The organism is Pseudomonas imperatae (assembly GCF_057128625.1).
The window spans coordinates 13,857-27,326 of the sequence record NZ_JBSKHP010000038.1 but is presented as its reverse complement, the minus strand read 5'-3'; the positions used below and the strand labels follow the sequence as shown (position 1 = coordinate 27,326).

The following is a 13,470-nucleotide window of genomic DNA, read 5'->3' as shown; positions in this document are numbered from 1 at the left end:
GCAGCCCTTAGAAGTTGACGGTGGCGGACAGCCGCGCGGTACGCGGGGCGCCCAGGAACAGGTAGTCGTCGCCGGCGTATTCGCCCACGTCGCGCCAGTAGCGTTTGTCGAAGAGGTTGTCGACGCTCAGGCGAAACACCGTATCGTACCCTTCGATGCGCGTGGTGTAGCGGCTGCCGGCGTTGAACACCGCGTAATCGCCGACCTGCACCGTGCCTTCGCGGTTCGCGTATTTCTTGCCGCTGTACTGCACGCCGCCCAGCAGCGCCAGGCCGTCGATGCCTGGCACGCTGTAGTCGCCGTAGAAGCTGGCGCGCAGGGTGGGCACGTTGATGGCCTGGTGGCCTTCGTAGGCGTCCACGCCGCTGTCGGTGACCCGCGCGCGGGTGGCGGCGACGCTGGCGTTGAGCTGCAGGCGCTCGGTGGCGCGGCCGCTGGCGGTCAGCTCCAGGCCGATGTTCTTCTGCTTGCCCTGTTGCACGTAGGTGAAGGTGCCGTCGCCGTTGGGCCGCGGGAACTGGTAGGCCTGGGTGATCTGGAACAGCGCCGCGCCCAGGCTCAGGCGTTGCCAGTCCTGCTTGATGCCCACTTCCAGCTGCCGCGAGAGGGTCGGGGCCAGGGTTTCGCCGGCGTTGCTGGCGAACCACGACGCCTCGCTGCCCAGGGACAGGCCCTTGCTGTAGCGGGTGTACAGCGACAGGTCGTCGGTGGGCTTGTAGACCACCGCCAGGTTGGGCAGGAACTCCCACATCTGCGTATGGCGCGTGGTGGTGCCGTCGGCGTCGAAGGCCTTTTCGTCCAGGCGCACCTCGCGGCCGCCCAGCACCAGCTGCCACTGTTCGTTGAGGTGCAGGCGGTCGTTGATGAACAGGCCGTACTGGCGGCTGTCGAGGTGACGGTAGGTGTGGTTCAGGCTGCCGTCGTAGGGTGCGTAGGTGGGCGGCGTGGCGCCGATGTTGCCGCTGCCCACGTACTCGTTGATGGCGTCGCGCTGGTCCACCGTACGGCGGAACGCGCTGACGCCCACGTCCAGTTCGTTGCGCAGGCCGAAGGCGTTGAACGCGCCGCTCAGCGAGGCCTCGGCCTCGTCGTTGCGGCGGGTGTCGTCGGGGTCGCGGTAGTCGTAGATGTCGTAGTCGCCGCTGCTGCTGAACGAACTGGTGGTGGCCGTGCAGCCGGCGCCGTAGTAGCAGCCATAGGGGAAGGCGCTGTAGTCGTCGATGATCACCCGGCTGCGCGACAGGCTCAGTTGCGTGCTCCAGTCATCGGTCAGCTGGTAGCGGTAGCGGCCTTCCATGTTCAGCGAGGTGATGCCCACCGGGTTCGACCAGCTCTGGTAGCCCAGCAGGTCGTGCGGGTCGGCGTGGTGGGGCACCTCGGTGCCGCCCAGCAACTGGTAGCCGGGCACCGAGCGTTGTTCGCGGTGCTGGTATTCGACGTCCAGCTGCAGGCTGGAGCGTGGGTCGATGTTCCAGTCGAAGGCCACCGAGCCGAAGTCGCGGCTGCCGTCGGCGTGGTCGACGTAGGAACGAATGTCCTCGTGGGCCAGGTTGGTCCGGATGCCGAACTGCTGCTCGCTGCCGAACCAGGTGCCCAGGTCGGTGGCCAGGTAGCGGCCGCCTTGCTCGTCGGTGGAAACGGTCACCGAGCGCACGTCGGTGGGGCGCTTGGTCTGGTAATTGATGACCCCGCCCGGTTCGCTGACGCCGCTTTGCAGGCCGGCCAGGCCCTTGAGCACTTCCACCTGCTCCTTGTTCTCCAGCGCCACGTTCTGCTCGCCAGTGATGGTGCGGCCGTTGATCTTGTAGCTGCTGGCGGCGTTCAGGGAAAAGCCGCGCACCACGAAGTTCTCGTAGTAGCCAATGGGCGCGTAGCTGTCGCCCACGGCGGCGTCGTTGCGCAGCACTTCGCTGAGCAGGCGCACCTGCTGGTCTTGCAGCAGTTGCGCGTTGAACACCGACACGGCGGCAGGGGTGTCCAGCAGCGGCGTATCGCTGAGGCCGGTGACCGAGGCATGATCGGCCCGGTAGCTGTCGGGCGCGTCACCGGTGACGGTGACGGCGCTCAGCGTCGTCGGTTCTTCCGCGGCCACCCACGGCGAGGCGAGGGCAATGCTCGTCGCCAGCACACGGGCCCGGAAGGGAATAGGGGGAAACATGGGGCAGCTCCTTGTCGCGCATGATTTTTTTGGGTGCAGGCTACCCTGCGCGGGGCGGTAAAGCCACGCGCACGGGTCATTACTTGACCTATTGGTTTTTCAGGCCGGAGCTGCTCCGGTGGTCATTGGCAAGGCAGGGTCGGCGCTCCATTGCTGCAGCGAGCCGTCAAACAGGGTGACGTCGTGGCGCCCCAGCAACGCCAGGGCGAAGGCTGTGGCGGCGGCGGAGATGCCGCCACCGCAGTACAGCAGCAGCGGTTCGGGCAAGGCGTCCACCGCCAGGGCCTGGCGCAGTAGCGGGGCAGGGTAGTAGCGCCCACTTGCGTCGAACAGCTGCCGCGCTGGGCGGTTGCGGCTGTTGGGAATGTGCCCGCGGCGGCTGTAGCGGGTGGTCGCGCTGCCGTCGAACACGGCCTGGCCCAGGGCGCAGATCAGGTGGCCAGGGCTGCGGCCCTCGCTCACCGCCTGCACCTGTTCCAGGCTGGCCCAGTGGCCGGGCTGCATGTGCAAGGTCGCTGGCGTTGCAGCCCCGGGGGTGTTGGCGGCGCCGCTGGCCAGCGGCAGGCTGGCCTGGCGCCAGGCGTTCAGGCCACCGTCCAGAATCGCGGCCGCAAGACCAACGCTGCGCAGCATCCACCACAACCGCGCCGCCCAGAAGCCGTCGCTGCGGTCGTAGATCACCACGCGGCTGTGCTGGCCGACGCCCAGGGCCTGCAACTCGCTAGCCAGCTGCGGCAGCGGTGGCATGGCGAAGCTGTAGTGGGCCTGGGCGTCGTGCAGGCGCTCGAGCAGGTCGGCGTGGCGGGCGCCGGGAATGTGCGCGGCGCGCCAGCCGGGTTCGCCGCTGAAGGCCTGGTAGTCACCGTCGAAGCGCGGCGCGCGCAGGTCCACGGTGGCGTCCAGCAGCACCAGGTCGCCGGCGTTCAACTGTTCTGCCAGCCAGGTCGGGTCTACCAGCAAGCGGTTCATGAGCCGCCTCGCAGGTGTTCGATCAGGCGCTGGCCTTCGCGGCCCTGGAACCAGCGGGCGTGGCGCAGCAAGTAGTCGTCCCAGGCGATGTCGGCGCTGGCGCGGTCGTCGAGGATGCCGGCGAAGTACTCGGTTTCGGACACGGCGAAATCAGCGTGCACCAGCGGCAGCCAGGCGGCCAACGCCTGCAGGTCGGCCGGTGACAGCGGGCGCACGCTGGCGTAGCCGTTCAGCAGCGCATCCACCGTGGCCAGGTCGGCGCGGGCCACGCCGCCTGCGTCCAGGTCCAGCCAGGGAATGGCGTTGCGCTCCAGCGCGGTGGCCAGGTCGTAGAGGGCGAAGGTGCGGTCGCACAGGCCGAAGTCGAGCACGCTGCGCACCTCGCCGTTAGCCCACAGCAGGTTCGAGGCGTGCCAGTCGTTGTGGGTCCACAGCGGCGCTTGCGTGGCCAGGTGCGGCAACAGGGCGGCATGGGCGGGCAGCAAGGCATGGGCCAGCTCGCTGCGCCAGTCGCGGCCGGCCAGGTAGCGGCTCAGCGCCGGGCTGTTGGCGATTTGCTCGGACAGCACGGCCAGCGGCTCGGGCTGGGTGAAGGCGTGGCAGCGGCTGGTGAGCACGCTGGCCTGGCGTGGCGCGGCGTCGAAACCTGCTGCGGCCAGGTGCAGGCGGGCCAGCGCCGTGCCGGCTGCGTGGGCATGGGCCGGGCTGTGGAACGGCGACCAGGATTGCGCGTCGCGGTACAGGTCGTCACCCGCCGAGCGCGCGTGCACCTCATAGGTCCACGGCCCGTGGGCGATGGCCGTGGCGCCGTGGCTGTTCACCTGCACGTCCGGGGCGGGTACGCCATGGCGGCGCAGGTGCTGGATGAAACGGTGTTCTTCCGCCAGCCAAGGCTGCGAACGCACCTGATGGCAATGGCGTTTGACGAACCACTGGCCCTGGGCGGTGCTGACCAGCGCGGCGGCGGAGAAGGGCCGCGGGCTGTGCCAGTCGATGCGCTGCAGGGTGCCCAGTTGCGGGTAGTGGGCCAGCAGCGGTTGCAACTCGGCCTCGGTCAGCGGCGCCCATACCGGCGCGACTATTTCGCCGGCCAGGCCATGGCTGTGCAGCAGTTGGCTCATCGCGCCTCCCCGGGCAGGTACTCGTTGGTGGTGGCGTTGGCCCAGGCATCGGGCTGCGTCAGGATGCCATGCTGGTGCAGCCAGTGGGCATAGGGTTCCAGCAGCGCCTGGCGCTGCTGGCCAAACCGACCCTGGTGCAGCCAGGTGGGGGCGATGTGGCTCAGCGACTGCTCGATCAGGGCGCCGGGGAAATAGGGAATCACCCGCTCGTACGCCTGGCGCGCCAGTTGCGGTTCGGCAGCCACGCTTTCAAAACCGCGCGTAGTGGCGGCAAGGAAAGCGCGCAGCACCTGCGGGTTAGCGGCAATCCAGTCTTCGCGGGCGCCCAGCAGGTAGCTGTGGTAGGCCGGCGCGCCCCAGCGGCTGACCCGGTGCACCACCCGGCATTCGGCCGCCACCGGGCTGTCCATCAGCGCCTCCCAGGCCCAGTAGCCACCGAAGCTGGCATCGGCCACGCCGGCGGCCAGCTCCTCGGGGCGCAGCTCGCGGGCGCCGGCATCGACGATGATCACCGCGTCCGGGTCGCCACCGTCCTGGCGCACCAGGTCGCGCACCATGGCCAGCCCGCGCGGGGTGGGGTTCATGGCCAGGCGCTTGCCCATCAGGTCGCGGGGGCGCTGGATGTCAAATTCGCGCAGGGTCTGGAAGGCCTCCAGGCCGTCATGGTTGATGGCCGCCACGCCCTTCAGCGGCTGGCCCTGGTCGCGGCGCACCAACAGGCGATTGCTGGGGAACACGCTCAACTGCACCGCGCCGTCCAGCAGGTGCTGCAGGCTGTCGCCACGCTCTGGGTCGGGCACGCACAGCTCCACGTCAAGGCCGGCGTCGGCGTACCAGCCGCGTTCACGCGCCAGGTAGAAGCCGGCCGAGTTGGGCCAGGGATGGAAGTATTCGAGCATGATCCGCAGTGACTGCATGGAGGGGAAGGCCTTGTTCGCTGTGAAGTGATGGCCCTTTATAATTGGGTATTTGGTATATACCAAATACCCAATAGCATTATGCTTAGACGCAAATGGCGGCTAGCCGATATTGCGCGTGCTCTGCCGATCAATGATGCTGAACCCCGTATCAATGCACACCGGCGCCGCCGCCTCGGTGCCTGGTGTGGCGCGCAACCGTGCCAGCAACGCCTCGGCCACCTGTTGGCCGATCAACGCGCCGTTCACCTGTACGGTGGACAGCGGCGGGTGCACGTGGGCGGCGCTGCTCAGGTCGCCGAAGCCCATCACCGCCAGGTCTTCCGGCACGCGAAGGCCGCGGCAGGCCGCTTCCGCCAGCACGCCCTGGGCAATGGTGTCCGAGCTGCACACCACCACCTGCGGGCCATGGCCCTTGTCCAGCAGGCCCTGCAGGCCCAGGCGGCCGGACGCCAGGGTGGCGGGGGCGGGGAGTATTTCGGTGGGGGTGTCGGTGATGCCGTGGGCCTGCAGCTCGGCTTTCAGGCTGGCCACGCGGCGCAGCCCACGCGGGTCGTCCAGGGTCACCACGGCGAAGCGCCGGTAGCCTTTGCCCAGCAGGTTGCGGGCAATACCCACGCCCACCTGTTCGTGGGAAAAACCCACCAGCATGTCGATGGGCGCCTCGCTCAAATCCCAGGCTTCCACCACCGGAATGCGCGCCGAGGCCAGGCGCTGGCGGCTGGCCTCGGTGTGCAGGGTGCCGGTCAGCACGATGCCGTCGGGGCGCCGGCCCAGCACGGCTTCCAGCAGCGCTTCTTCCTGCTCGGCGCTGTAGCCGGTGAGGCCGATCAGGGTCTGATAACCGGCGGCGGTGAGGCGGTCCATCACCGCCTGCACGGTGTCGGAGAAGATCGAGTTGGCAATGGTGGGCAGGAAAATCGCCACCAGCCGGCTTTTGTTGGTGGCCAGCCCGCCAGCCAGCATGTTCGGCACGTAGCCCATGGCCCGCGCGGCCTCGCGCACCTTGTCGCGGGTGCGCTCGCTGACCAGCTCGGGGCGGTGCAGGGCGCGCGACACGGTAATGGGCGAGACCCCGGCCACGCGTGCCACGTCGATCAACGTGTAGCCGGGCACGCCGGCGGCGCCGCTGGCGGAAAGTGAAAGGTCCTTGTTCGACTTCTTGGCCATCAGGGGGGCGGGTCTACGGTGGGGAGGGGGAGATATCTTAACCCACACACCTTTGATGTCGCCTGCATAACGGCCATGGCTTGTAGGGCTGGGGCGGCCATAGGCACCGCGTAGCCGCTGCCGCAGGCTGCGCTGGCCCTATGCCGCGCTGAAGACTTGCAGGGTTCACACCGGCCAGCGCAGCCTGACGGCAGCGGCTACAGATCGGCGTTTGTTGATCGCGACCAAGGTCGGCTCCTACGTTGGTTGCAACGTACCTGTGCCTGACGGATAGCCGTTGCATGATTGCGCAATCAGTGTATTTTATAAGTGCTGATGATTGCGCAATCATTTTCGTATCAAAGGAGCTTGCACCGAGCCACCGCACCACTCACAACAAGGAAAATAACAAGTGAACCCAGCCACGCCCCCCGTCGCCAGGACCCGCGTCCGCTACCTGATCCTGACGCTGATTTTCATCGTCACGGTGTTCAACTACGTCGACCGCGCCACGCTGTCCATCGCCGCCCCGAGCATGCGCGGCGACCTGGGCTTCGACGCCATGACCATGGGCATCGCCTTTTCCGCCTTCGGGTGGGCCTACACCGCCATGCAGCTGCCGGGCGGGGTGATCCTCGACCGCTATGGCTCGCGGGTGGTGCTGGGCGCCAGCCTGATCCTGTGGTCGACGCTGACCTTCCTGCAGGGCTACGTCGACTACTTCGCCTCGGCGTTCCTGGTGCTGTTCGGCCTGCGCTTCTTGATGGGCGTGGCCGAGGCCCCGGCGTTCCCGGCCAACAACCGCCTGACGGTGATGTGGTTCCCGCGCCAGGAGCGTGGCCTGGCCACGGCGGTGTTCCAGTCGGCGCAGTATTTCGCCCTGGCGGCGTTCACGCCGCTGATGGTGTGGCTGGTCAGCACCTGGGGCTGGCAGCATGTGTTCTGGGTCACCGGCCTTGCCGGCATCGCCATTGGCCTGGCCTGGTTCCGCCTGGTGCGCGAGCCGCGCAAGGACCACCGCGTCAACCAGGCCGAGATCGACTACATCGAGGCCGGTGGCGGCCTGCCCACCATCGGCGACGTGAAGACCCCGTTCAGCTGGCAGCGCGTCAAGGCCATCGGCGCCAACCGCATGATGGTCGGCATCTACCTGGGCCAGTTCTGCCTCACCTCCATCACCTGGTTCTTCCTGACCTGGTTCCCCACCTACCTGATCGAAGCCAAGGGCATGACCCTGCTCAAGGTCGGCCTGGTAGCGGCCATCCCGCCCGTCGCCGGCTGCCTGGGCGGGGTAGTGGGGGGCGTGTGGTCGGACTGGATGCTGCGCAAGGGCTTCAGCCTCACCGCCGCGCGCAAGACCCCGATCATCTGCGGCCTGCTGCTGTCCAGCAGCATCGTCGTCGCCAACTACAGCGCCTCGCTCACCGTGGTGATCGCGGTGATGTCCCTGGCGTTCTTCGCCAAGGGCGTCGGCAACCTGGGCTGGTGCATCGTCGGCGACGTGTCACCAGCGCGAGCCATGGGCATCAGCGGCGCCATGTTCAACTTCTGCGGCAACCTGGCCAGCATCGTCACGCCCATCGCCATCGGCGTGATGATCAACCAGCTGGGCTCCTTCGATGTGGCGCTGATGTACGTGGCCGCCCTGGGCCTGCTGGGCGCCTTCGCCTACCTGTTCATCGTCGGGCCGCTCAAGCGCCTGGACCTCGATGACTTCGCCGAACCGCAGCCCCGGGCCACGCCTGCGGCCACCCCCGATTCTTCCCTGTCCCGTTAACAAGGAGAGCGCTCATGCTCACACAACAACAAGCTTTGCCCACCGGTGACGACGACGCTATTGCCTGGGTGCGCGTGTCCTCGGTGTTCCTGCCGCTGGCCAACCCCATCAGTGACGCCAAGGTGCTCACCGGGCGGCAGAAGCCGATGACCGAGATCGCCATGCTGTTCGCCGAGATCGAGACCAGGGATGGCCACCGTGGCCTGGGTTTCAGCTATTCGAAGCGGGCAGGGGGCCCGGGGCAGTTCGCCCACGCCCAGGAGATCGCCCCGGCGCTGCTCGGCGAAAACCCCAGTGACATCGCCAAGCTGTGGACCAAGCTGTGCTGGGCCGGTGCCTCGGTGGGCCGCAGCGGCCTGTCCACCCAGGCCATCGGCGCCTTCGACGTGGCCCTGTGGGACCTCAAGGCCAAGCGCGCCAACCTGTCGCTGGCGCGCCTGCTGGGTGCCCAGCGCGACAGCGTGCGCTGCTACAACACCTCCGGCGGCTTCCTGCACACGCCGCTAGACCAGTTGCTGAAGAACACCGACCTGTCGCGCGAAAAGGGCATCGGCGGCATCAAGCTCAAGGTCGGCCAGCCGGACTGCGCCATCGACATCGAACGCGTCAGCACCGTGCGCCGCCACCTGGGCGACAAATTCCCGCTGATGGTCGACGCCAACCAGCAGTGGGACCGGCCCACCGCCCAGCGCATGTGCCGGCAGTTCGAGCAGTACAACCTGATCTGGATCGAGGAACCGCTGGACTGCTACGACGCCGAAGGCCACGCTGCCCTGGCGCAACAGTTCGACACCCCCATCGCCACCGGCGAGATGCTCACCAGCGTTGCCGAGCACGCCGAGTTCATCAAGCTGCGCGGCGCCGACTTCCTGATGCCCGACGCGCCGCGCGTGGGCGGCATCACCCCCTACCTGAAGGTGGCGGCCATGGCCGAGCAGGCCGGGCTGATGCTGGCGCCGCATTTCGCCATGGAGCTGCACGTGCACCTGGCCGCTGCTTACCCGACCGAGCCTTGGGTGGAGCACTTCGAGTGGCTGGAGCCGCTGTTCAACGAACGCCTGGAAACCCGCGACGGCCGCATGCTGGTGCCCAAGCGCCCCGGCCTGGGGCTGAGCCTGAGCGAGCAGGTCAAAGCCTGGACCGCCCAGCAGGTGGAGGTCGGCAGTCGGCCTTGATTGCCTGCGCCGTGCCTCTCGAAGCGTGGCGTCTGTGACGCGTTCTCAGGTCTTGAAACTGCGTTGCCTGCATCGCGACTAAAGTCGGCTCCTACACCGTTCGTGGTAGGAGCCGGCCTTGGCCGCGATGCAGTCGACGCGATCTAAGGGGTATACGCATTCGCGTAGCTGCCGCCAGGCTGCGTGCCGGGGGATATGCGGTGTGTTCGGACGCGGCCTGCGGCCGCTGCTACAGGCTCCGGTGTGCACTGAAGAAGGGCTACACCGAACCCGCGTAGCAGCTGCCGCAGGCTGCGTCTTGCGACCGCAGTGCATCAGGCACCCCGCATGACGCGGCCCACGGCGGATGGCCGCCCCGCCGCTGCTACGCCCTGGCGGTGAACCCGCCCGCCAGCCGCGCCTTGAGGTACGCCACCAACGCCGTCACCGACTTCGGCACATGGGGCGAATAAGGGCGTATCAGGTAGATCTCGTCGGCGAAGGCACCTTTCAGCGTCCAGTCCTTGAGCACGTGTACCAGGGTACCTGCATTCAGCGCCGCCTGGGCGCTGAAGTCCGGCAGCAGGGCGATGCCCAGGTGGTTCAGGGCGGCGTCGCGCAGGGCTTCGCTGTTGTTGGTGGCGAAGCTGCCGGCGATCGGCACGGTGACGCGCTCGCCGCCCCTGGCGTGTTCGAAGGTCCAGGCCGGCTGGTCGGCCCCGCGCGGGTAGTACAGGCAGTTGTGCCCGGCCAGCGCCGCCGGGTCATGGGGCTGGCCCTCGCGTTGCAGGTAATCGCGGGTGGCCACCAGCACCGAATGGGTGTCGCACAGCTTCCACGCCACATGGGTTTCGGGCACCTGGAAGCCGTGGCGCACGGCTAGGTCGTAACCCTCGGCAGCCAGCGAACTCAGGGCGTCGGATACGTCCAGCTGGATGCGCACCTGCGGGTACTGGCGCAGGAACCCCGACAGGTGCGGCACCAACTGCTGGCGGGCGAACGCCACCGGCGCGGTCAGGCGCACCAGGCCGCGGATCTCGCCGGCTGAATCACGCACCGAGGAAAAACTGCGGGCAATGTGTTCGTAGGCGCTGCGCACCTCGCGGGTCAGCGACTGGCCGGCGTCGGTCAGGCGCACGCTGCGCGTGGTGCGGGTGACCAGGCGGGTGCCGGTGGCCTTTTCCAGGTCGCTGATGCGCTGGCTCACCGCCGATTTGCTCACGCCCAGGCGCGCTGCGGCGGCGGTGTAGGTGCCGTGTTCCTCCAGCACCGACAGCCAGTGGATGTGCGTCCACAAGCCTTCGATCTCGGACTTTTCCATGGGGGTATTGTTCGCCTGCGTGGACAATCAGTTCTGGATTCTGCTCTGGTCTGGAACAAAGTGAAAGCCTAAGGTGTGTTCAACGCGGGCTGCCAGCCTTGTCCCTCACCCAGGATCAACTGCCATGACCACCACCATCGAGCACTACATCAACGACCAGCGCGTGTCGCGCGATGACCGCTACCAGGACGTCTACAACCCGGCCACCGGCGCCGTCACCGGCCGCGTGGCGCTGGCCAGCCGGCAGACCGTCGACGAAGCCGTCGCCGCCGCCCAGGCCGCCTTCAGCGACTGGAGCGAGACCGCACCCATCCGTCGCGCCCGCGTGCTGTTCCAGTACCTGCACTTGCTGCGCGAGCGCAAGGACGAACTGGCGCACATCATCGTCGCCGAGCACGGCAAGGTGTTTACCGACGCCCAGGGCGAAGTGGACCGCGGCATCGACATCCTCGAGTTTGCCTGCGGCATCCCACACCTGCTCAAGGGCGAGCACTCCGACCAGGTCTCGCGCGGCATGGACAACTGGACCATGCGCCAGGCCCTGGGCGTGGTGGCCGGCATCACGCCGTTCAACTTCCCGGTGATGGTGCCCATGTGGATGTACCCGATCGCCATCGCCGCCGGCAACACCTTCATCCTCAAACCCAGCCCCACCGACCCGAGCGCCTCGTTGTTCATGGCCGAGCTGCTGCGCGAAGCCGGCCTGCCCAAGGGCGTGTTCAACGTGGTGCAGGGCGACAAGGAAGCGGTCGACGCGCTGCTGGAAAACCCCGACGTGCGCGCCATCAGCTTCGTCGGCTCGACGCCCATCGCCCAGTACATCTACGAGACCGGCGCCCGCCACGGCAAGCGTGTGCAGGGCCTGGGCGGGGCCAAGAACCACATGGTGGTGATGCCTGACGCCGATATAGACCGCACGGTCGACGCGCTGATGGGCGCCGCCTACGGCAGTGCCGGCGAGCGCTGCATGGCCATTTCCGTGGCAGTGCTGGTGGGTGACGTGGGTGACAAGGTGGTCGCCGCCCTGACCCAGCGTGCCCGTGAACTGCGCATCACCGACGGCCGCGACCTCAAGGCCGAGATGGGCCCCATCGTCTCCCGCGCCGCGCTGGAGCGCATCAAGGGCTACATCGGCCAGGGCGTGGAGGCGGGCGCACAGCTGTTGCTCGATGGCCGCGACTACAGGCCTGGCGAGTCGGGGCTGGAAAACGGCTTCTGGTTGGGCGCCACGCTGTTCGACCATGTGACCCCGGAAATGAGCATCTACCGCGAGGAAATCTTCGGCCCGGTGCTGGCCTGCGTGCGCGTGCGCGATTTCGCCGAAGCGCTGCAACTGGTCAACGCCCACGAGTTCGGCAACGGCGTCAGCTGCTTCACCCGTGACGGCAACATCGCCCGCGAGTTCGCCCGGCGCATCGAGGTGGGCATGGTCGGCATCAACGTGCCCATCCCGGTGCCCATGGCCTGGCACGGCTTCGGTGGCTGGAAGAAGAGCCTGTTCGGCGACATGCACGCCTACGGCACCGAAGGCGTGCGGTTCTACACCAAGCAGAAGTCGATCATGCAGCGCTGGTCGGAGAGCATCGAGCAGGGCGCCGAGTTCGCCATGCCCGTCTCCAAATGAGCCACTAGCGTCAAGCGGCCGGGGTCGTGGTGGACCTGCGCACCACCATGGTCACCGGCATGATGCGTTGGCGCACCACCCCCTTTCCGCCTTCCAGGATGGCTTTCAGCGCCGCCACCGAGGCCTTGGCCTGCTGGTCGCAGTCCTGGCGGATGGTGGACAGCGAGAACACCTCTGTCCCGGCATCGGGAATATCATCGAAACCGATTACCGACACGTCCTCCGGCACCGACAGCCCCATGCTTTTCAGGCGGTCGATGGCGCCCAGGGCGATGCAGTCGTTGGAGGCGAAAATAGCCGTGGGCCGCTGGCCGTCGGCGAACGCCAGGTCCACGCCGCGTCGCCCGGAGGCGGCGTCATGGAAGCCGGGAAACGACACCGGCAGCAGCCCGGCAGCTTCCATTACTTCGCTGTAGACCTTGGTGCGCTGGCGCGCCGAGGCTTCGATGCTGCTGCCGCCCAGGTTGACGATACGCCGGTGCCCCAGCGCCAACAGGTGCGCCATGGCCTGGCGCACGCCGGACTCGTCGTCCACGGCAATGGCGGTGACGCGGGGGTGGTTGATGCGCTTGCTGCCGATGTACACGCAGGGCATCTGCTCGGCAATGTCGGCGATGGCCCTGGTGGTGTGGTGCGTGCCGATCATCACCACGCCGGTGGCGCGCAGGCGCAGCAGGCGGTCGGCGATGACGTTGGGGTTTTCGGCGGCGCGCAGGGACGTCACCGGGTCAAAACCGGCGTCGGTCAATTCGCGGTCCACGGCTTCGGCCAGCTGGATGTGGAAGGGATTCTTCAGGTCGCCAATCACCAGGCCGACGATGGAGGAGCGCGCCGAGGCCAGGCTGCGCGCCGCCAGGTTAGGCTGGTAGTTGAGCTGGGCGGCGATGGCGTCGACGTGCTTGCGGGTTTCGGCGCGCACGCCCTGGCCGCCGCTCAGGGCCCGGGACACTTGCGCGCGGCTCAGGCCGGCAGCGGCGGCGACGTCGTCCAGGGTGACGAAATTCTTACTCATGGGGCAGGGGGCTTCACGGTCATTGTCGCGGGCATGATACCTATTTCCACGGGCTCTGCGGATGCCAGGGCAGGGCGAAGCAGGATTCATGAATGATGATAATTGTTCTCTTTTGTCATGTGGCGTATTGACGCAGTGAATGCCCGCCCATAGACTCGCCGCCATTCAGCAGCTGGCAAACAGCCATATTTTTCATGTGGTTATCGCCGGCGAGCTGATTTTTTTGCAACAAAAATGGAAGCGCTTCCATAAATTTCGGCCTTGAGTT

General features: G+C 67.4%; 11 protein-coding genes. 3 read left to right on the top strand and 8 right to left on the bottom strand.

The features are described 5' to 3' along the window. Positions 1 to 7: 7 nt before the first annotated feature. The 5 genes from ACWKWX_RS30385 to ACWKWX_RS30365 all read right to left on the bottom strand — a co-directional run bounded on the left by ACWKWX_RS30385 (position 8) and on the right by ACWKWX_RS30365 (position 6,335). Positions 8 to 2,158 carry a TonB-dependent siderophore receptor gene (locus tag ACWKWX_RS30385; protein ID WP_483829670.1) on the bottom strand — a complete coding sequence of 717 codons (2,151 nt, stop codon included), beginning with the start codon at positions 2,156 to 2,158 and terminating at the stop codon, positions 8 to 10. A gap of 99 nt (positions 2,159 to 2,257) precedes the next feature. Further along, complete coding sequence (locus ACWKWX_RS30380) at positions 2,258 to 3,127, bottom strand: sulfurtransferase (protein ID WP_483829669.1); 870 nt, start codon at positions 3,125 to 3,127, stop codon at positions 2,258 to 2,260. Then, positions 3,124 to 4,248 (bottom strand): phosphotransferase enzyme family protein, encoded by a 1,125-nt coding sequence (locus ACWKWX_RS30375; protein WP_483829668.1) that lies wholly within the window; start codon positions 4,246 to 4,248, stop codon positions 3,124 to 3,126. Before ACWKWX_RS30375 ends, ACWKWX_RS30380 begins: the two co-directional genes overlap by 4 nt. After that, positions 4,245 to 5,165: an ABC transporter substrate-binding protein gene (locus ACWKWX_RS30370; protein WP_483829667.1), complete on the bottom strand. Its 921-nt coding sequence runs from the start codon at positions 5,163 to 5,165 to the stop codon at positions 4,245 to 4,247. Before ACWKWX_RS30370 ends, ACWKWX_RS30375 begins: the two co-directional genes overlap by 4 nt. 102 nt (positions 5,166 to 5,267) lie before the next feature. Continuing rightward, positions 5,268 to 6,335: a LacI family DNA-binding transcriptional regulator gene (locus tag ACWKWX_RS30365; RefSeq protein ID WP_483829666.1), complete on the bottom strand. Its 1,068-nt coding sequence runs from the start codon at positions 6,333 to 6,335 to the stop codon at positions 5,268 to 5,270. A gap of 391 nt (positions 6,336 to 6,726) precedes the next feature. Here ACWKWX_RS30365 and ACWKWX_RS30360 point away from each other — a divergent pair, with 391 nt between their 5' ends. Continuing rightward, complete coding sequence (locus tag ACWKWX_RS30360; RefSeq protein ID WP_483829665.1) at positions 6,727 to 8,091, top strand: MFS transporter; 1,365 nt, start codon at positions 6,727 to 6,729, stop codon at positions 8,089 to 8,091. Between the two features lie 14 nt (positions 8,092 to 8,105). Further along, complete coding sequence (locus ACWKWX_RS30355) at positions 8,106 to 9,266, top strand: L-talarate/galactarate dehydratase (protein ID WP_483829664.1); 1,161 nt, start codon at positions 8,106 to 8,108, stop codon at positions 9,264 to 9,266. A 364-nt stretch (positions 9,267 to 9,630) separates the two neighbouring features. On the opposite strand, the gene ACWKWX_RS30350 is transcribed toward ACWKWX_RS30355, so the two are convergent. Beyond that, a complete protein-coding gene (locus ACWKWX_RS30350; protein WP_483829663.1) occupies positions 9,631 to 10,566 on the bottom strand; it encodes a LysR family transcriptional regulator in 936 nt (311 codons plus the stop codon). Positions 10,567 to 10,690: 124 nt separating this feature from the next. On the opposite strand from ACWKWX_RS30350, the gene ACWKWX_RS30345 reads away from it, so the two are divergent. After that, positions 10,691 to 12,190 carry a CoA-acylating methylmalonate-semialdehyde dehydrogenase gene (locus ACWKWX_RS30345; protein ID WP_416424611.1) on the top strand — a complete coding sequence of 500 codons (1,500 nt, stop codon included), beginning with the start codon at positions 10,691 to 10,693 and terminating at the stop codon, positions 12,188 to 12,190. A 10-nt stretch (positions 12,191 to 12,200) separates the two neighbouring features. Here the strand turns inward: ACWKWX_RS30345 and ACWKWX_RS30340 are convergent, their stop codons facing one another. Further along, positions 12,201 to 13,202, bottom strand: coding sequence for a LacI family DNA-binding transcriptional regulator (locus ACWKWX_RS30340; protein ID WP_483829662.1), 1,002 nt, complete (start codon positions 13,200 to 13,202; stop codon positions 12,201 to 12,203). Positions 13,203 to 13,317: 115 nt separating this feature from the next. After that, positions 13,318 to 13,452, bottom strand: coding sequence for a hypothetical protein (locus ACWKWX_RS30335; RefSeq protein WP_473002453.1), 135 nt, complete (start codon positions 13,450 to 13,452; stop codon positions 13,318 to 13,320). Between the last annotated feature and the right edge of the window lie 18 nt (positions 13,453 to 13,470).